The organism is Pseudomonas sp. GNP014 (assembly GCF_054344005.1).
The window spans coordinates 5,146,894-5,165,792 of the sequence record NZ_JBTGUS010000001.1 but is presented as its reverse complement, the minus strand read 5'-3'; the positions used below and the strand labels follow the sequence as shown (position 1 = coordinate 5,165,792).

General features: G+C 60.4%; 13 protein-coding genes. 7 read left to right on the top strand and 6 right to left on the bottom strand.

The features are described 5' to 3' along the window. Positions 1 to 75 precede the first annotated feature (75 nt). The 3 genes from pvrR to ACXX9E_RS23195 are packed head-to-tail and all read right to left on the bottom strand — an operon-like array spanning position 76 to position 5,087. The gene (gene pvrR / locus ACXX9E_RS23205) at positions 76 to 1,263 is read right to left on the bottom strand and encodes a response regulator cyclic di-GMP phosphodiesterase PvrR (RefSeq protein WP_458556264.1); all 1,188 of its coding nucleotides are present in this window, start codon (positions 1,261 to 1,263) and stop codon (positions 76 to 78) included. Then, positions 1,250 to 4,063: an ATP-binding protein gene (locus ACXX9E_RS23200; RefSeq protein WP_458556263.1), complete on the bottom strand. Its 2,814-nt coding sequence runs from the start codon at positions 4,061 to 4,063 to the stop codon at positions 1,250 to 1,252. The genes pvrR and ACXX9E_RS23200 overlap by 14 nt, the downstream gene beginning before the upstream one ends. Positions 4,064 to 4,118: 55 nt before the next feature. Then, entirely contained in the window at positions 4,119 to 5,087 is a 969-nt protein-coding gene (locus ACXX9E_RS23195) for a fimbrial protein (protein ID WP_458556262.1), read from the bottom strand. 306 nt (positions 5,088 to 5,393) lie between these two features. On the opposite strand from ACXX9E_RS23195, the gene ACXX9E_RS23190 reads away from it, so the two are divergent. The 4 genes from ACXX9E_RS23190 (at position 5,394) to ACXX9E_RS23175 (ending at position 10,320) form a co-directional block, all read left to right on the top strand. Then, positions 5,394 to 5,876, top strand: coding sequence for a MarR family winged helix-turn-helix transcriptional regulator (locus tag ACXX9E_RS23190; protein ID WP_222832546.1), 483 nt, complete (start codon positions 5,394 to 5,396; stop codon positions 5,874 to 5,876). Further along, the gene (locus tag ACXX9E_RS23185; RefSeq protein ID WP_458556261.1) at positions 5,866 to 7,335 is read left to right on the top strand and encodes an efflux transporter outer membrane subunit; all 1,470 of its coding nucleotides are present in this window, start codon (positions 5,866 to 5,868) and stop codon (positions 7,333 to 7,335) included. The genes ACXX9E_RS23190 and ACXX9E_RS23185 overlap by 11 nt, the downstream gene beginning before the upstream one ends. A gap of 15 nt (positions 7,336 to 7,350) precedes the next feature. Next, positions 7,351 to 8,553: an HlyD family secretion protein gene (locus ACXX9E_RS23180; protein WP_123462418.1), complete on the top strand. Its 1,203-nt coding sequence runs from the start codon at positions 7,351 to 7,353 to the stop codon at positions 8,551 to 8,553. A 237-nt stretch (positions 8,554 to 8,790) separates the two neighbouring features. After that, the gene (locus ACXX9E_RS23175) at positions 8,791 to 10,320 is read left to right on the top strand and encodes a DHA2 family efflux MFS transporter permease subunit (RefSeq protein WP_123462419.1); all 1,530 of its coding nucleotides are present in this window, start codon (positions 8,791 to 8,793) and stop codon (positions 10,318 to 10,320) included. Between the two features lie 180 nt (positions 10,321 to 10,500). Here ACXX9E_RS23175 and lpxH read toward each other — a convergent pair whose 3' ends face one another. Together lpxH and ACXX9E_RS23165 are read right to left on the bottom strand one after the other, a co-directional pair. Further along, complete coding sequence (lpxH, locus tag ACXX9E_RS23170) at positions 10,501 to 11,247, bottom strand: UDP-2,3-diacylglucosamine diphosphatase (protein WP_123462421.1); 747 nt, start codon at positions 11,245 to 11,247, stop codon at positions 10,501 to 10,503. Next, entirely contained in the window at positions 11,244 to 11,750 is a 507-nt protein-coding gene (locus tag ACXX9E_RS23165) for a peptidylprolyl isomerase (RefSeq protein ID WP_186744373.1), read from the bottom strand. Before ACXX9E_RS23165 ends, lpxH begins: the two co-directional genes overlap by 4 nt. A 250-nt stretch (positions 11,751 to 12,000) precedes the next feature. Between ACXX9E_RS23165 and ACXX9E_RS23160 the strand changes: the two genes are divergently transcribed. From ACXX9E_RS23160 to ACXX9E_RS23150, 3 genes are all read left to right on the top strand, one after another. After that, the gene (locus ACXX9E_RS23160) at positions 12,001 to 13,701 is read left to right on the top strand and encodes a glutamine--tRNA ligase/YqeY domain fusion protein (RefSeq protein ID WP_123462425.1); all 1,701 of its coding nucleotides are present in this window, start codon (positions 12,001 to 12,003) and stop codon (positions 13,699 to 13,701) included. A gap of 15 nt (positions 13,702 to 13,716) precedes the next feature. Continuing rightward, positions 13,717 to 15,099, top strand: a complete 1,383-nt coding sequence (gene cysS / locus ACXX9E_RS23155; RefSeq protein ID WP_103522141.1) for a cysteine--tRNA ligase — start codon at positions 13,717 to 13,719, stop codon at positions 15,097 to 15,099. Positions 15,100 to 15,566: 467 nt separating this feature from the next. Further along, positions 15,567 to 16,784, top strand: coding sequence for an MFS transporter (locus tag ACXX9E_RS23150; protein WP_458556260.1), 1,218 nt, complete (start codon positions 15,567 to 15,569; stop codon positions 16,782 to 16,784). 190 nt (positions 16,785 to 16,974) lie between these two features. Here ACXX9E_RS23150 and ACXX9E_RS23145 read toward each other — a convergent pair whose 3' ends face one another. Next, complete coding sequence (locus ACXX9E_RS23145) at positions 16,975 to 18,825, bottom strand: sigma-54-dependent Fis family transcriptional regulator (protein ID WP_458556259.1); 1,851 nt, start codon at positions 18,823 to 18,825, stop codon at positions 16,975 to 16,977. Positions 18,826 to 18,899 lie beyond the last annotated feature (74 nt).

Sequence of the window (18,899 nt, the reverse complement as noted above, 5' to 3'; positions counted from 1 at the left end):
TGATCAGTCAAAGTGGAAAAGTGTCTGGACACAAAGACCTCGGTAGCAAACGGTGTCGTCAACAGCGTCTGGGGTTCACCAGGCATTGGCCGGTCCATCATGGGTCAGCAACTGCTGGAACTGCTCCGCAGACACGGCGTGGGAGATCAGGAAACCCTGAACCTGAGTGCAGTCGATCTTACGCAACAGAGCAAGTTCTTGCGCGGTTTCCACGCCTTCGGCGACCACCGTCAGGCCCAGTTGCCGACCCAGGGTGACAATGCTGGTCAGCGCCTGGGCCAGCTCGGCGTTACTGTTGCAACCCTGCACCAGCGCGCGGTCGATTTTAAGCTCGGTGAAAGGCGCCGACACGAGATTCATGTAAGAACTGTAGCCTTTGCCGAAATCATCCTGAGACAAACCGAAACCCTTGATCCGCAAGCGGCAGGCGCCGGCGTAGAAATTACTGATGTCATCGGGCACCGAACAGTCCATCAGCTCGAAACAGATCCGCGCCGGCAGGCCTTCATGTTGCAGCACGAAAGCGAGGATGCGGTCGGGCAGGTCATGGCTGTTAAGCAGGTGCGTGGGCAGATTGATCGACACCGGAATGTCATAGCCCTGCTGGCGCCATACGGTTTGCGCGGCAATCGCCTGTTCCAGCATTCGCCAGAGCAGCCGTTCTTCGAGGTCATAAGCAATCAGCGCCGGTAGAAATGCCCCTGGCAACAGCGTGCCATGTTCGGGATGCATCCAGCGCACCAATGTTTCGGCGGCGACGATGCGGCCATTGTCCAGTGCCTTTTTGGGTTGGAACCAGGCCTGTAATTCACCCTTGTCCAAGGCATGCAGAATACTTTGCCGATCAATGCCGGGCTGCGTCGCGACCGGGCCGGCCTGGCGCAGCGTCTGTAACTGCTCGATCAGACAACGCAGGGCAGCGCTGTTGACCGGTTTGGAAATCAGCCCGATGACTTTGACCTGCAGGTTGCTCGCCACCAGGCTCGCGCCCATCAACATGCGCCGCGAGGCAGCGCTCATGATCGCCAGTGCCGGGCGCGAGGGCTGCGCGGCCAGGCCCTGGATGAACTGCACGCCGTCCATGCCCGGCATCAGCAGATCGGTGAGGACCAGATCGAACTCGCGGTTTTTCAGACGCCGCAAGGCTTCTTCGCCGTCCCGGGCAAACTCCAGATCGAATACGCCCAGCTCGTTGAACAGGTTCTGCAAGTACAGGTGCTGGAACGGATGATCTTCGACAATCAGCAGGCTAGAGGACTTCATGGGTGACTCGTTCGTAGGGAGCCAGGACGATCGACAAGGCTCTTAGCGTAAAAGGTTTGACCAGGCAGTGGTTCATGCCGGCCGCCAGGCACAGGGCCTCTTCACCGCGCAGGGCGTTGGCGGTGGCGCCGATGATCGGCGTGGTGCAGCCCAGGCGACGCAAGGCTTTGGCCAATTCATAACCGTTGAGTCGTGGCATGTTGACGTCGCTGAGCACGACGTCGAAGGTGTCGTCCTGCCACAGTGACAAGGCCTCTTCGCCATCGCTGGCCAACGCTACCGTGCAGCCCAGCTCTTGCAACTGGTCGCGCAGGATCAACTGGTTGATTGCATTGTCTTCGGCCACGAGGATGTGCAGGTGCAGCGGCGCCAGCGCCTGGCTTTCTGCCTGTTGCGGATGCTCAATGGTCTGGCCGCCCTGAGCCTGACGCACGGCTCGGCGGATCGCGGCCAGATCACTCAGATTCGCCACCCAACCTTTACCCGTGCATTGCGGTTCACAGGCAGCATCGCCGCTGGCCAGTACCCGCGGCCCTGACCATTGCAGTTCGCCGCGCTGCTCCATCGGTGCCGGGTACAGTTCCAGCAACACGCCAGCGTCGGCAGATTCGTGGTTGTCCGGCGCGCCGAGGTGCGGTCGGGCTCCCCAACGGCGCAGCCAGCCAGCGAGGCTTTCGGCCAGTTCGCGTACCGGCGACACCACGTAAACGGTTTCACCCGCCAGATTCGGCGCTGCTGCGGGCAATCCGCTGCCCGCGCGCTGCTCCAGTGGCAAGGTCAGGGAAAAACTACTGCCCAGCCCCGGTTCGCTGACCATGCGTAGCGTGCCGTTCATCAAATTTGTCAGCCGCTGGCAGATCGGCAGGCCCAACCCGGTGCCCGCGACCGCATGGCTATTGCCCTGAGTCTGATAGAACGGATCGAAGATAAATGCCTGATCAGCATGGGCAATTCCGCGCCCGGTGTCCGACACCTGCCATTGCACGCACACGCGTTCGCCTTCACGGGACAGCGCTATGACCCGCAACACCACGCGTCCGGAGTCGGTGAATTTGACCGCGTTGCTCAACAGGTTATTGAGAATCTGCCGCACCCGGCTGACATCGCCCACCAGGCTGTCGGGCAGTTGCGGATCAAAGCATGCGTACAGCTGCAAACCTTTGCTCTGCGCCGCCGCCGCGTATCCCTGCACCACCTCCTGCGCCAGCGCAACGATGGAAAAATCGCTCAGCTCCAGCGCCAGTTGCCCGGCCTCGATTTTCGACACATCAAGCACATCGCAGATCAATTGCAGCAGGGTCGCGGACGAGCCTTCGATCGCGCGCAAATAGCTTTTCTGCTGGTTGTCGAGCCGGGTGCGGGCGAGCAGTTCGAGGGTGCCGAGCACGCCATACAGCGGCGTGCGGATTTCGTGGCTCATGGTCGCGAGAAACAGGGTTTTCGCTTCGTTGGCGGCATCGGCCGACTGGCGCGCCTGCTCCAGCGCCGCTTCGATTTGCCGGCGCGCGCTGATATCGCTGAAGGCGCAAAGCAATACGTCTTCACCCTTGTAGCGGGTCGGCGCGCAACTCAAGTACAGGTGCCGGCCATCAGCGGTGTCGAAATAGTCGGTCAGGCAGGGCGCATTGTCGTCAAACGCAGCGCGAATCCAGCCGGGGCCCAGTTGCCGGCTGCACGTGCCCAGCCATTGTTGGGCAAGGGTATTTTCCAGTACCACCTGGCCATCGCTGCGGCGCAACACGCAGAGTGCCACGGGTGCGGTCTGGATTACGTCGCGGCTGAACAGCTCGCTTTCCACCAGCGCCTGAATCCGGTGCAGTGTGGGCGTGATGAAGCGATGTTCCAGGCGCCGGGTCAGAAGACACACCAGGTTGATGCTCGCCAGACAGAACACCAGTGCGCCAAGCATCTGCGGCCACAAGGCCCAAAGCACCGCCAGCAAGTCGATGGAGTAGGTGAGTTGCCAGTCCGACGACTTCAGTTGTTTGCGCAACACCAGTTGCTCGGGCAGCCAGCCGTTGCCGACGAATCCGAAGAAATCCTGCTGGCGCAGCAGTGGCAGATGCTGCCCCGCTGGCGGCTTGTGGCTGTTGCTGAAGAGCGGCATCCCTTGCGAGTTGAACATGGTGAACTCGCCGGCACTGTGGTCGCTCAGGGCGCTGGAGACTTCGCGGTCGTCCATTTCCAGACCGAGCCAGCCGGAATCGGGGTCGCGATCATCCAGGCGAATGAAGATGTACAGCTGCGAGTGCCCTGGCAAGTTGTGGGTCAGCCAGATTTCTTTGAGGGCGCTGGTGTTGTCGCGTTTGAAGGTTTCCAGGCGATCAAGCATCGCACGCGGAAAATCGCCAGCCATAGGCGTCGTGTTGTACAGGCGCCACACCTGCGCCTCGGCGCCGCTGCTGACGTAGAGCAGATTCAATTTGCGCGCTTGCAGATAGTCACGCATGCGCTGGGTCAGCCAGATGCTCCATTGCTTGCCGGGGGTTTGTCCCAGCAGCAGCCGGATTTCTTCCTCGGACAGCGGCGCGCTCAAAGCGGTCTGGCGAGTCGCCGACAAACTCAGGCTTTCCAGCAGCGCCTCGCGGGTGGTGAAAAAGGTGTGCGCCTCGGCGATGGCGCTGCTCATGTAACTGCGCCGCTGAGAAATTTCGTTGTTGAAGGTGAACAGCAGAAAGCTGTACACGCCGCCGAGAATGCCCAGCAGCAGTACCAGCGCAAAAATGCGCAACAGGCGTCGCGCAGCGTGGGGCGTGGACAAGACCGGGCTGATCTGGTGGAGGTAGTTCTTCAATCGCATCCCGGCACAGTAGGGGCGAGCGGACGCCGGGAGAATCAGACAATCCTTAAAAGCGTCACAGGTAATTGACGATGAAGGTCACTTCGGTATTTGCACTGCCGGCCTCGACATTCTCTGTGCCCAGACGGTAATACGCGGCCGAAAAGGGGATTTTGAAACTGAGCCCGGTGGTGGTGAAGCCGTTGAACGGGTAGGTGGTGTCGAAAGCGATGGGCTGGCCGAGTTCATTCATCACTTGCAAGCCGATGCCTTTGGCGGTGGAACTGGAGTTGAGCGCAACGACACCTTTGGTGGCATCAAGGATCGGGGTGTTGGCTTTGAGTGAATAAGTGACTTTCTTGATCCCGGTCTGGCATTGGTTCAAGGCAATGTCGAAGCGCACCTTGCGTGACGTGGCGCCGGCTTCGCGAAAGTCGTCGAGCTGGTAATCGTCACCCATCGCCACCGGTACAGACGGGGTCTGGCAGGAGGCGGCGTTCAGCACGATGGGGTTCATCAGGTTAAGGTTCTTCAAGATGAGATCATCGTCCTGCAGGCTGCCCAGATACCCCGCGTCGATGTTGACTTTCGACGTCAGCTCGCCGGTCTTGATAATTTCCAGACGCACGGAGTTCGCGCCGAACCCATAGCTGGTGTTGGCGGCGATGGCTTGCAAGGCTGTTTCGTAACGGCTCAGGGCTTCGAACCAGACGCGGTAGGACAGTCCGCTCTTGCCCAGCGGAAAAATACTGTCCTTACCGGTGGCGGTGCCCAGTTTCGGATTCATCTGAATGCCAAACATGGAAGTCTTCGAGCAGCTCCAGATATGGCCGGTTGACTGCACGGTGTCCTGATAGACCACGGTGCCATTGGGTGTGTCGGCAGGAATGGTCAGAGTGGAACTGGCGAGACTGGCGCCAAAGTTGAGGGTTTCAGTCTTCGAATTGACCGCAACACAGCTGCCGGCCAGCACGTTGGAGGCGCAGGCAAACAAGGTGGTTGCGATACAGAGCGGGAGCGGGCGCTGGAGTTTGAAACGCTTCATGGAGAGGGTTTACGTAATCGGTCAATGAACTGCGTACGTTAAACACGCCGTCTGGTTGTAGACATCAGGCGATTCTTAGAAAGCATCTCTTCCTTTGCACCGTGTCGCGGCCATCGCGAGCAGGCTCACGCCTACATGTGGAATGCGTTCCCCCCGTAGGCGTGATGGCGTTCTTCTATGCGCGACAAAAACCCAGGCCATTGGTCAACTAATTACAAAGCAACCTAACTATTGCGTTGACATTCGCTGCCTAGGCAGTAACATCTCGACATACATTCACTGCCTAGGCAGTTATTAGGTGAGCAAATGAAGCATTTCACCCCGGACGAATTCAAACACTGTCATCTCGGCCTGTTGCTGGGCCGTGCCGCGTTGCTCAAGGACCGGATCATCGACACCCACATGGAGCCGCATGGCATTACCGCCGCGCAGTTCAAGGTGTTGATCATCATGGCCCAGTTCGGCGTCGACACCCCGGCCGAGCTGTGCCGGCACCTGTCGCTGGACAGCGGTTCGATGACACGCATGCTCGATCGTCTGGAGCAGAAAGGTTTTCTCGCTCGCCACCGCAGCGAAGGCGATCGCCGTCAGGTGCAACTCAAACTCACCGAGCAGGGCCAGCAACTGGCCGATCGCCTGCCATACATCGGCGCTGACGCGATGAATGAACTGGCCGGCGCCGTCACTCCGGACGAGTTGAAAACCCTGGAATACATCCTCAAGAAAATCCTGCTGGCAGCCGGTGACCCGATCACTATCCAGCGGTTAGGTGAACACAATGAGCGGTAAAACCTTGCGCAGCAGCCTGACCTTGGTGCTGTCGGCGATGATCCTCGCCGGCTGCGCCAACTACAGTGGCCTCGACACTCAGGGCAAACGCCTTGATGCGAAAAGCCTCAATGCCAGCCAGTCCCTCAGCGGCGTGACCCTGTCGCCGGCCGCGTGGCCGAAAAGCGACTGGTGGACCAGCCTCGGCGATTCGCAACTCGACGGCCTGATCCGCGAAGCCCTGCACGACAGCCCGGACATGCAGATCGCCGAAGCCCGCGCGCATCAGGCCAGCGCCGCCGCGTATGCCGCCGATGCCGAGCGTTATCCAACCCTCGACGCCAGCGCCGGCATCAGCCGTTCGCGCCTGGCTCGTGATCAGGATCCGCTGGGGCAGGGCGGGGCTTATTCGACGGTGCGCAATGTCAGCGCCGGTTTCAATTACAACTTCGACCTCTGGGGCGGTCAGCGTAACGCCTGGGAAGCCGCACTCGGTCAGGCTCGCGCCGCTGAAGTCGATCGTCAGGCTGCACAACTGACCCTCGCCGCCGACGTCGCCCGCGCTTACAGCGATCTTGGTCAGGCGCACATCGTTTATGACCTGGCGAACGAAGACCTCAAACGCACCAAACAAATGCTCGACCTAAGCCAGCGTCGCCTGAGCTCCGGGATCGACAGCCAGTATCAGTTCCAGCAAACCCAGAGTCTGGAAGCCAGTTCCGAAGCCAGTCTGATCGACGCGGAAAAACGCCTGAACAGCGCGAAAATCGCGTTGGCCGTGCTGCTCGGCAAAGGCCCGGATCGCGGCAACGAAATCGCCCGACCGAAAGTCCTGCAAGCCAGCGCTGTCGCCGTGCCGTCGGTGCTGCCGGCGGAACTGCTCGGTCGTCGCCCGGACCTGGTCGCTGCGCGCTGGCGCGTCGAAGCGGCGAGCAAGGACATCGACTCGGCGAAAACCCGCTTCTATCCCAACCTGAACCTCACGGCCTCGGCCGGTGCCGAATCGTTGTTGGGTGACGCGATGTTCGGCTCGGCCAGTCGTTTCTTCAACATTGCCCCGACCATTTCGGTGCCGATTTTCGACGGCGGACGCCTGCGCGCCAACCTCGATGCGCGCGATGCCGATTACGATCTGGCGGTGGCGCAGTACAACAAAAGCCTGGTGAAAGCCCTGGGCGATGTCAGTGACACGATCAACCAGCTGCGTGATATCGGCCGGCAGATCGGCGCGCAGCAACACGCCACCGACATTGCTCAGGATTCTTACAACACCGTCGTCCAGCGTTACGGTTCCGGCATCGGCAACTACCTGGACGTGCTCAGCATCGAGCAGCAATTGCTGCAGGCCCAGCGTCAACTGGCCAACCTCAATGCCGAGCAGATCGACCTGTCGATTCAATTGATGCAAGCGCTGGGCGGCGGCTTCCAGGGTGAAACCCTGACCGCAGCCAACGCCACCCCAGCCACGCCGCACAACTAATTCAAGGTATTTGTCATGGCCACTGCCGAAAACACTCAAGCTCAAGGCTCCACTCCCGACACCGGCAATCCGCGCAAACGCAAAGTGATGCTGCTGGTGCTGACCGCTGTCGTCGTCCTCGCCTGTGCCGGCGTCTGGGCGTATCACGAATTCATCGGGCGCTTTAACGAAAGCACCGACGACGCCTACGTCAACGGCAACGTGGTGGAGATCACCCCGTTGGTCACCGGCACCGTGGTCAGCATTGGCGCGGATGACGGTGATCTCGTTCACGAAGGCCAGGTGCTGATCAACTTCGACCCCAACGACGCCGAAGTCGGCCTGCAAAGTGCCCAGGCAAAACTGGCGCGCACCGTGCGTCAGGTGCGCGGCCTGTACAGCAACGTTGACGGCATGAAAGCCCAGGTCAACGCGCAACAGGCTGAAGTGCAGAAGGCCCAGGACAACTACAACCGCCGGAAAAACCTCGCCGCAGGCGGGGCGATTTCCCAGGAAGAGCTGTCCCACGCCCGCGACGACCTGACCTCGGCGCAAAACGCCCTGGCCAACGCCAAACAGCAACTGAAAACCACCAGCGCGCTGGTCGATGACACCGTGGTGTCGTCGCACCCGGATGTGATGGCGGCCGCTGCCGATCTGCGTCAGGCCTACCTGACCAACGCCCGCAGCACTTTGATCGCGCCAGTCACCGGTTACGTCGCCAAGCGCACCGTGCAACTCGGTCAACGGGTCCAGCCGGGCACCGCGCTGATGGCGGTGATTCCACTGGATCAACTGTGGATCGACGCCAACTTCAAAGAAACCCAATTGCGGGACATGCGCATCGGTCAGCCAGTGGATATCGAATCTGACATCTACGGCAGTGACGTGAAATTCAGCGGCACCGTCGACAGCCTCGGCGCCGGTACCGGCAGCGCGTTTGCCTTGCTGCCGGCGCAGAACGCCACGGGTAACTGGATCAAGATCGTGCAGCGTGTGCCGGTGCGCATTCACATCAATGCCGAAGAACTGGCCAAACATCCGCTGCGCGTCGGCCTGTCGACCAACGTTGAAGTCAACCTGCACGACCAGAGCGGTCCGGTACTGGCGCAGCAACCGCCGCAAAAAGCCTCGTTCAGCACCAACGTCTACGACCGCCAACTGGCTGAAGCCGACGCGATGATTGCGCAGTTGATCCACGACAACAGCGCTGCGCTGAGCAAAACCGCGCAACGCTGAATCTTTCCCCTGTGGGAACAGGTTCTCAAGGTGATGAGATTTACTGTGGTGAGGGGATTTATCCCCGATGGACTGCGCAGCAGGCCCGGCTTTTCTGAATCAAAGGAGGGGCCGCTTCGCGGCCTATCGGGGATAAATCCCCTCGCCACAGTGTTTCCTTGCAACATTGATTTTTTCCCACAAGGGCTGCTGTGTCTGTAACAGACAGGGCGCCAACCCGGTTCCAAAGGATTCACAATGAGCAATAACGCCTCTTTCACGCCGCCCAGCCTGTTGCTCAGCACCATCGGCCTGTCGCTGGCGACGTTCATGCAAGTGCTCGACACCACCATTGCCAACGTGGCGCTGCCGACGATTTCCGGCAACCTCGGGGTCAGTTCGGAGCAGGGCACGTGGGTGATCACCTCGTTCGCCGTGAGCAATGCGATTGCGCTGCCGCTGACCGGTTGGCTCAGCCGTCGTTTCGGCGAGGTGAAGCTGTTTCTCTGGGCCACCATTCTGTTTGTGCTGGCCTCGTTCCTCTGTGGTATCTCGACGTCGATGCCGGAACTGATCGGTTTCCGCGTGCTGCAAGGCCTGGTGGCCGGGCCGCTGTACCCGATGACGCAGACGTTGTTGATTGCCGTGTATCCGCCCGCGAGGCGCGGCATGGCCCTGGCGTTGCTGGCGATGGTTACGGTGGTCGCGCCGATTGCCGGTCCCATTCTCGGTGGCTGGATCACTGACAGCTACAGCTGGCCGTGGATCTTCTTTATCAACGTACCGATCGGCATCTTTGCGGTGATGGTGGTGCGCTCGCAACTGGCCAAACGTCCGGTGGAAACCAGTCGCCAGCCGATGGACTACGTCGGGCTGATCAGCCTGATCATTGGCGTCGGTGCGTTGCAGGTGATCCTCGACAAGGGCAATGATCTGGACTGGTTCGAGTCGAACTTCATCATCATCGGCGCGGCGATTTCGGTGATCGCGCTGGCGGTGTTCGTTATCTGGGAAATGACCGACCAGCATCCAGTGGTCAACCTGCGCCTGTTCGCTTACCGCAACTTCCGCATCGGCACGCTGGTGCTGGTGCTGGGTTACGCCGGGTTCTTCGGCATCAACCTGATCCTGCCGCAGTGGCTGCAAACCCAGATGGGGTACACCGCAACCTGGGCCGGTCTGGCCGTGGCGCCGATCGGTATCCTGCCGGTGTTGCTGTCGCCATTTGTCGGCAAGTACGCGCACAAGTTCGACCTGCGTCTGCTGGCCGGGCTGGCGTTTCTGGCGATTGGCTTGAGTTGCTTCATGCGGGCGGGGTTCACCAATGAAGTGGACTTCCAGCACATCGCACTGGTGCAGCTGTTCATGGGCATCGGCGTGGCGCTGTTCTTCATGCCGACCCTGAGCATCCTGATGTCCGACCTGCCGCCGAGCCAGATTGCCGATGGTGCCGGCCTGGCGACCTTCCTGCGGACCCTCGGTGGCAGCTTCGCGGCATCGTTGACTACGTGGATCTGGATTCGCCGCGCCAATCAGCACCATGCGTACATGAGTGAAAGCATCAGCACTTTCGAACCGGCAACCCGGGAGACCTTGAATCACCTGGGCGGCGCGAGCCAATCGGCGTACGCGCAGATGGACCAGATCCTCTCCAGCCAGGCGTACATGCTCTCCACCGTGGATTACTTCACGCTGTTGGGCTGGGGGTTCATGGGGCTGATTCTGATTGTGTGGCTGGCGAAACCGCCGTTTGCCGCGAAGGCAGGGCCGGCGGCTTCCGGGCACTAAGGTCAAAAGCCCCTCACCCTAACCCTCTCCCAGAGGGAGAGGGGACTGACCGTGGTGCATGTTCGAGGTACGCCGACTTGCAATACCGAGCCGAACTCAGGTTTTGAAAAGCACAGAGATCGGCTCCCTTTCCCCCTCGCCCCCTTGGGGGAGAGGGCTGGGGTGAGGGGGTAAAGCTCTTCAGCCGTGCGGCAAAGCCAGCGGCGGGGCGAAATCGAACGGCGCCAAGGCGTAGCCGCTCTCATCGACCTGCAACGCCCATCCCTGACGATCCCAATCCCCCAGCACAATCCGCTTGGCCGCCTGCTCGCCGAGCTGCAGTTTGTGGATCGCCGGGCGGTGGGTGTGGCCGTGAATCAGGGTTTTCACCCCGTATTGCTGCATGATCCGTGGAATCTCGTGCGGCGTGACGTCGACAATGTCGTTGGCCTTCATCCGCGTCTGCGCACGGCTTTCGCTGCGTAGTTTGCGCGCCAGTTTATGGCGGGTGCTCAGCGGCAGATGGCGCAGGATGAACAGGGTGATCGGGTTGCGCAGGTAGCGACGCAGCTTCATATAGGCTTCGTCGCGGGTGCAGAGGCTGTCGCCGTGCATCAACAGCACCGGCTCGCCATAGAACTGCACGACACTCGGGTCCTTCAATAGCGTGCAGCCGGCTTCTTTGCAGAAGGCCTTGCCGAGCAGGAAGTCGCGATTGCCGTGCATCAGAAAGATCGCCGTGCCGCTGTCGCTCAATTGGCGCAGGGCCTGGCAGATGGAACGCTGAAAGGGCGTCATGGCGTCGTCGCCAATCCACGCCTCGAAGAAGTCGCCGAGGATGTACAACGCACTCGCCGAGCGGGCGCGTCCGGCGAGCAAATCCAGAAACGCCCGGGTAATGTCCGGGCGCTCCTCTTCCAGATGCAAGTCTGAAATCAGCAATATCACGCTTCGATGATCTCGGCTTTCTCGATGATCACGTCGTCTTTCGGCACGTCCTGGTGACCGGCCTTGGAAGTGGTGGCAACGCCTTCGATCTTGTCGACCACGTCGGTACCGGCAACCACTTTACCGAACACGGCATAACCCCAGCCCTGAGCGGTCTTGGCGGTGTGGTTGAGGAAGCTGTTGTTGGTGGCGTTGATGAAGAACTGTGCCGAGGCCGAATGCGGGTCCATGGTACGAGCCATGGCCAGGGTGTACTTCTCGTTCTTCAGGCCGTTGTCGGCTTCGTTCTGGATGCTGGCGCGCTTGTCTTTCTTTTCCTGCATGCCAGGCTGGAAACCGCCGCCCTGGATCATGAAACCCTTGATCACACGGTGGAAAACCACGTTCTCGTAGTGACCGGCCTTAACATATTCGAGAAAGTTGGCAACGGTGATTGGCGCTTTTTCCGCGTCCAGTTCGATGACGATGTCGCCATGATTGGTGGTCAATTTAACTTGAGTCATGATCGCTACTCTTTATAAGGAATTCGTGGTTTTCGGACACTGAGTCCCGAAACCGGTTCAGCCTGCTTCGGCCAAGGTGCGCAGTTTAGCGTGACAGGCGCGAATTTCGAGGCTGTTTTTCAATTCCCGGCGATTAAATGCGCTCCTTTATAGGCCGTGCTCTGTCAGGCCCTTGACAGCATCGGCTATGATAGCGGCTTTGTTTTGTCTGGCCCCCTTTGCGGCCGCGCACATGTAAGTCAAGGATCCTATGAGCAAGCCCACTGTCGACCCTACCTCGAATGCCAAGTCCGGCCCTGCCGTGCCGGTCAATTTCCTGCGGCCGATCATCCAGGCAGACCTGGACTCGGGCAAGCACACCCAGATCGTCACCCGTTTCCCGCCTGAGCCCAACGGCTACCTGCACATTGGTCACGCCAAGTCGATCTGCGTGAACTTCGGCCTGGCCCAGGAGTTCGGCGGCGTCACGCACCTGCGTTTCGACGACACCAACCCGGCCAAGGAAGACCAGGAATACATCGACGCGATCGAAAGCGACGTCAAATGGCTGGGCTTCGAGTGGTCCGGCGAAGTGCGCTACGCCTCGCAGTATTTCGACCAGTTGCACGACTGGGCCGTGGAGCTGATCAAGGCCGGCAAGGCCTACGTCGACGACCTGACCCCTGAGCAGGCCAAGGAATACCGTGGCACGCTGACCGAACCGGGCAAGAACAGCCCGTTCCGCGACCGTTCGGTTGAAGAGAACCTGGACCTGTTCGCCCGCATGCGTGCCGGTGAGTTCCCGGACGGCGCCCGTGTGCTGCGCGCGAAGATCGACATGGCCTCGCCGAACATGAACCTGCGCGACCCGATCATGTACCGCATCCGCCACGCCCATCACCACCAGACCGGTGACAAGTGGTGCATCTACCCGAACTACGACTTCACCCACGGTCAGTCGGACGCCATCGAAGGCATCACCCACTCGATCTGCACCCTGGAGTTCGAAAGCCATCGTCCGCTGTACGAGTGGTTCCTCGACGCACTGCCAGTGCCGGCGCACCCGCGTCAGTACGAGTTCAGCCGTCTGAACCTCAACTACACCATCACCAGCAAGCGCAAGCTCAAGCAACTGGTCGATGAAAAGCACGTCAACGGCTGGGACGATCCGCGCATGTCCACGCTGTCGGGCTTCCGCCGCCGTGGCTACACGCCGGCTTCGATCCGCAACTTCTGCGACATGATCGGCACCAACCGTTCCGATGGCGTAGTCGACTTCGGCATGCTCGAGTTCAGTATCCGTCAGGACCTCGACGCGAACGCTCCGCGCGCCATGTGCGTGCTGCGTCCGTTGAAAGTCGTGATTACCAACTACCCGCAAGACCAGGTCGAGAACCTCGAACTGCCGCGTCATCCGCAGAAGGAAGAACTCGGCGTGCGCAAGCTGCCGTTCGCCCGTGAAATCTACATCGACCGCGATGACTTCATGGAAGAACCGCCAAAGGGCTACAAGCGCCTGGAGCCGAACGGCGAAGTGCGTCTGCGCGGCAGCTACGTGATCCGAGCCGACGAAGCGATCAAGGATGCCGACGGCAACATCGTCGAACTGCGCTGCTCCTACGATCCGGACACCTTGGGCAAGAACCCGGAAGGCCGTAAGGTCAAAGGCGTGATCCACTGGGTGCCGGCGGCTGCCAGCATCGAGTGCGAAGTGCGTCTGTATGATCGCCTGTTCCGTTCGCCGAACCCGGAGAAGGCCGAGGACAGCGCGAGCTTCCTCGACAACATCAACCCTGACTCACTGCAAGTGCTGACCGGTTGTCGTGCTGAGCCATCGCTTGGCGACGCACAGCCGGAAGACCGTTTCCAGTTCGAGCGCGAAGGCTACTTCGTCGCGGATATCAAGGACTCGAAACCCGGTCAGCCGGTATTCAACCGTACCGTGACTCTGCGTGATTCGTGGGGCCAGTGATTCAAGGGATTTAACGTGCTAACGATCTACAACACGCTCACCAAGAGCAAAGAAGTCTTCAAACCGCTGGATGGCAACAAGGTGCGCATGTACGTGTGCGGCATGACCGTGTACGACTACTGCCACCTCGGCCATGGCCGCAGCATGGTCGCGTTCGACCTGGTGACCCGCTGGTTGCGCTTCAGCGGCTACGACCTGACCTACGTGCGCAACATCACCGACATCGACGACAAGATCATCAATCGTGCCCGCGAGAACGGTGAATCGTTCGACGCGTTGACCGAGCGCATGATCGCCGCGATGCACGAAGACGAAGCGCGCCTGAACATCAAGAAGCCGGACATGGAGCCGCGTGCCACGGATCACATTCCGGGCATGCACGCGATGATCCAGACCCTGATCGACAAGGGTTACGCCTACGCCCCGGGCAATGGCGACGTGTACTACCGCGTCGCCAAGTTCATGGGCTACGGCAAGCTGTCGCGCAAGAAGATCGAAGACCTGCGCATTGGTGCGCGCATCGAAGTCGACGAGTCTAAAGAAGACCCGCTGGACTTCGTCCTGTGGAAAGCCGCCAAACCGGGCGAGCCGAGCTGGGAATCGCCATGGGGCGCCGGGCGTCCGGGCTGGCACATCGAGTGCTCGGTGATGTCCACCTGCTGCCTCGGCGAGACCTTCGACATTCATGGCGGCGGCAGCGACCTCGAGTTCCCGCACCATGAAAACGAAATCGCCCAGAGCGAAGCAGCCACCGGCAAGACCTACGCCAACGCGTGGATGCATTGCGGCATGATCCGCATCAATGGCGAGAAGATGTCCAAGTCCTTGAACAACTTCTTCACCATTCGCGACGTGCTCGACAAGTACCACCCGGAAGTCGTGCGTTACCTCCTGGTGTCGAGCCACTACCGCAGCGCGATCAACTACTCGGAAGACAACCTCAAGGACGCCAAGGGCGCACTCGAGCGTTTCTACCACGCGTTGAAAGGCCTGCCGAGCGTTGCCCCGGCCGGCGGCGAAGCGTTCGTCGAGCGTTTCACCACGGTGATGAACGACGACTTCGGCACGCCGGAAGCCTGCGCCGTGCTGTTCGAGATGGTGCGCGAGATCAACCGCCTGCGCGAGAGCGATCTCGACGCAGCGGCAGGTCTGGCGGCGCGTCTGAAAGAGCTGGCGAGCGTGTTGGGTGTGTTGCAGTTGGAGGCGGATGACTTCCTGCAGGCGGGCGCTGAAGGGCGTGTCGATGCGGCTGAGGTTGATGCACTGATTGCTGCACGTCTGGCGGCGCGGGCGGGGAAGGATTGGGCTGAGTCCGATCGTATCCGTGATCAGCTGACGGCGATGGGCGTTGTGTTGGAAGACGGGAAGGGTGGGACTACCTGGCGTCTGGCTGACTGATAGCTGTGATTAGCTTCAAAACAAAACCCGCCTTGTGCGGGTTTTTGTTTGGGCGCAAGAAAAGTCCCTCATCCTAACCCACCCGAAACGTCGGGCCGCCCGGAGGGAGAGGGGACCGATTGGGGGATGTTCAGGAAATACGCCGACTTGAACGTGCTGCTTTGAATCCATAATCGACTGGTTTTTCAGGTCGATGTACAACGCCAGACACCTCGGTCAGCTCCCTCTCTCTCCGGGAGAGGGCTGAGGTGAGGGTGAGGGTGTCAAAGTGCCGACCTGGACCAGATTTGAATCCATAATCAACTCGGTTTTTCAGGTCGATGTACAGCGCCAGGCAACTCGGTCAGCTCCCTCTCCCTCCGGGAGAGGGCTGGGGTGAGGGTTGCTTTTGACGTTCGCGTAGGTCTTGATGTCGGCAACGCGTTCAGCCGGATGCTGAGCAGCGACGATCATGTAAGGGAAACACCATGGCCAATCACTATCGCGAACTGCTAACGACCCCAGGCGCCACCGGGTTAGTGCTCGCGAGTTCTATCGCGCGCTTGCCACAGGCAATGATCGGCATCGGCATCATCACTATGCTGGTGCAGCAAACCGGTGTGTACTGGCTGGCCGGTGCCGTCGCCGGGACTTTCACCCTGGCCAATGCGTTGCTCGGCCCACACATCTCCAGACTGGTTGATCAGCATGGCCAGAGCCGCGTGCTACCCGTCGTCACGGCGTTCAGCATTGCCATGTTGCTGGCACTGATCCTCGCGGTTTACATGCGGGCACCGGCCGCACTGCTGTTTGTTCTAGCGGCGCTGGCGGGGACGATGCCGAGCATGCCGTCGATGATCCGCGCGCGATGGACACAGTTGTTTCGGGGCAAGCCGCAGTTGCACACGGCGTTCTCGCTGGACACGGTCCTCACCGAGCTGGCCTATATCGTCGGCCCGCCACTGGCGATCGGTCTGAGCGTGAGTTTTTTCGCCGAAGCCGGGCCGCTGGTTGCGGTCGGGTTGTTGGCTATTGGGGTGACCGCGTTTCTGCTGCAACGCCAGACTGAACCTAAAGTTGTCGTGGGCCACGCCAGCCATGGCGGCTCAACCCTGCTGATTCCCGGCGTTCGCACCATTGTTCTGGCGCTGTTGGCGATGGGCGTCATTGGTGGCGCAATCGATGTCGCGGTCGTCGCCTTCGCCAATGCGCAGGGCTGGCCAGCGTCGGCGACCTTCATCCTTGCTGCCTATGCGTTTGGCTCATTGGTGGCGGGCCTGACGTTTGGTGCATTGCGGGTTTCCCTGGCGATTGAAAAACAGTTTCTGGTCGGGATATTGGTGACGGCGTTCACCGGTGTGCTGCCTGTTTTTGCAACGGATGTTTATGTGCTGACAGCGGCGCTGTTTATCGCGGGCATCTCGTTTGCTCCGACGATGGTCGTGGTGATGAAAATGGGGACGATCATTATTCCTCCGTCGCGGATTACCGAAGGGCTGACGTGGATGACCACGGGTATCAGCATTGGCGTTGCGCTAGGCGGCATGCTGGCGGGGCTGGTGATTGATGCGTGGGGCGCGCGGGCAGGGTTCGGCGTGGCGATTGGTGCAGGGTTGATGATGGTGGTGGTTGTGCTGGTGGGGTTGCGGACATTGGAGGCGGCTTCGGTTGCGCATGTTGAGCCAGAATTTTCGCCCTCACCCTAGCCCTCTCCCCCAGGAGAGGGGACTGAATGGGGGGATGCTCAATAGATACGCCGACCTGAACGTGCGGTACCGAATCCATAATCGCCACGATGTTTCGGGTCGATGTTCAGCGCCAGACACCTCGGTCAGCTCCCTCTCCTGGGGGAGAGGGCTGGGCGGGCGGCGTTCCGATGAGGGGAACGGGGTTCACTCAACCCTCAATCTGGCGCAGCCGCTTGTAAAGCGTATTCCGACTCACCCCCAACCGCCGCGCCAGATGTGAAATATTCCCCCCGGAAGCCTTCAGCTCCCGGTTCAGTGCCTCAACATTATTCAAATCCAGCTCCAACGGCGCCGCACTCTCCACCGGCTCCATCTCCAGATCCACAAAAAAATCATCCGGTAAATGCTCAGGCCTCACCGGTTGCTCCTCAGCCATCGCCAGCGCCACTTGCATCACGCTGCTGACTTGCCGCAAATTCCCCGGCCACGGATGACGACTGAACAGCTCCAGCACTTCCTGGCTCAAACCCGCCCATTGCGTCGGCTCACGATGCTGTTCCCACAGTCGTTTAAACAATGCCTGCTTATCACTGCGCTCGCGCAGCGGCGGCAGTTCCAGGGTCAAACCGCCAATGCGGTAGTACAAATCCTCACGAAACCGGCCCAATTGCACTTGTTCACGTAAAGAGCGGTTAGTCGCCGAGATAATCCGCAAATCCACCGGGAACAGCTCGCTACTGCCCACCGGTTGCACGCAACGCTCTTGCAGCACGCGCAGCAACCGCGCTTGGGTCGGCAACGGCATATCGCCAATCTCGTCGAGGAAGAGGGTGCCTTTGTCGGCTTTGCGGATCAGGCCGATGCTGCCTTTCTGGTTGGCACCGGTGAACGCGCCTTTCTCGTAGCCGAACAGTTCAGACTCGACCAGTTCGGCGGGGATCGCCGCGCAGTTGACGGCAATGAACGCCTGTTTGCTGCGGGAGCTGGCCTGATGCAGGGCTTTGACGAAGACTTCCTTGCCGACGCCGGTCTCGCCGTGAATCAGCAGCGGAATATCCTTTTCCAGCAAACGCTCAGCCTGGCGCACGGCTTTTTCCACGCGACTGTCGCCGAAGTGCAAGGTATTGAGGCTGATCGCGTTCGACGTTTTAACCGGTGGTTCCGCACGTTTCGGCTCGGCAAACACCCGCGGCTGGAGCGGCGCCTGTTGCGGCCGCTTCAACAGACACTGAAAACGGTTACGCCCGGACGTCTGCAAGGCAAACGGCAAGCCCTCCGGCTGATTGAGCAACTCCAGCAGCGACACCTTGAACAGGCTTTCGACGCTGACCCGCGACAGGCGCACACCGAGCAGATTGTCCGCGCGCCGATTGGCCGACAGCACCTGACCGCTCTCATCGAAGATCAACAACCCCGCCCACTGGCTGTCGAGGTTGTTCAACCCGGTGTTGAAGGTCAGTTGAAAATGCTGGCCGTGGAACAGGTTGAGAATCAGCCGGTTTTCCACGGTCTGGCTCATCATCTTGACCATGCCCAGGGTGTGCGACGGCGGCAGGTAGCTGTCGCTGGACACGTCGAGCACCGCGATGACTTTGCGCTCGGCGTCGAAAATCGGTGCGGCGGAACCGGTCATGAAACGGTTGGCCTTGAGGAAGTGCTCGTCGTGCTCGATATGCACCGCCTGTTCGCAGGCCAGCGCGGTGCCGATCGCGTTGGTGCCGCTTGAGCGTTCCCTCCAGCTCGCGCCGGCCCGGAACCCCCGCGCCAGATTCGGTTCGATAAAGCGTTGCGTGCCCCACGACGTCAGCACCTGGCCCTGATTGTCGGCGAGCATGATCAGGCAATTGGAATTGCTCAGGATGTTTTCGTAATAGGGCAGGACTTCCTGATGGGTGGTCTGCACCAGCGCATGGTGACTGTCGAGCAACTGCGCGATGCCGGCGGCGGGCAGTTGATCGAAGGCCGGGGTGCTGTGGTGGTCGAGACCGAAGGCGCGGCAACGTTGCCAGGACGTCTGGACGATCGCGTCGTGGGACAGCGGCGGGGCAGGTGCGGCCATGGCGGGTCAGCCTCTGATGCAGCGTTTTTATTGTTGTTATGAACCCAAATCCCGAGAACCACACAGATCAACTG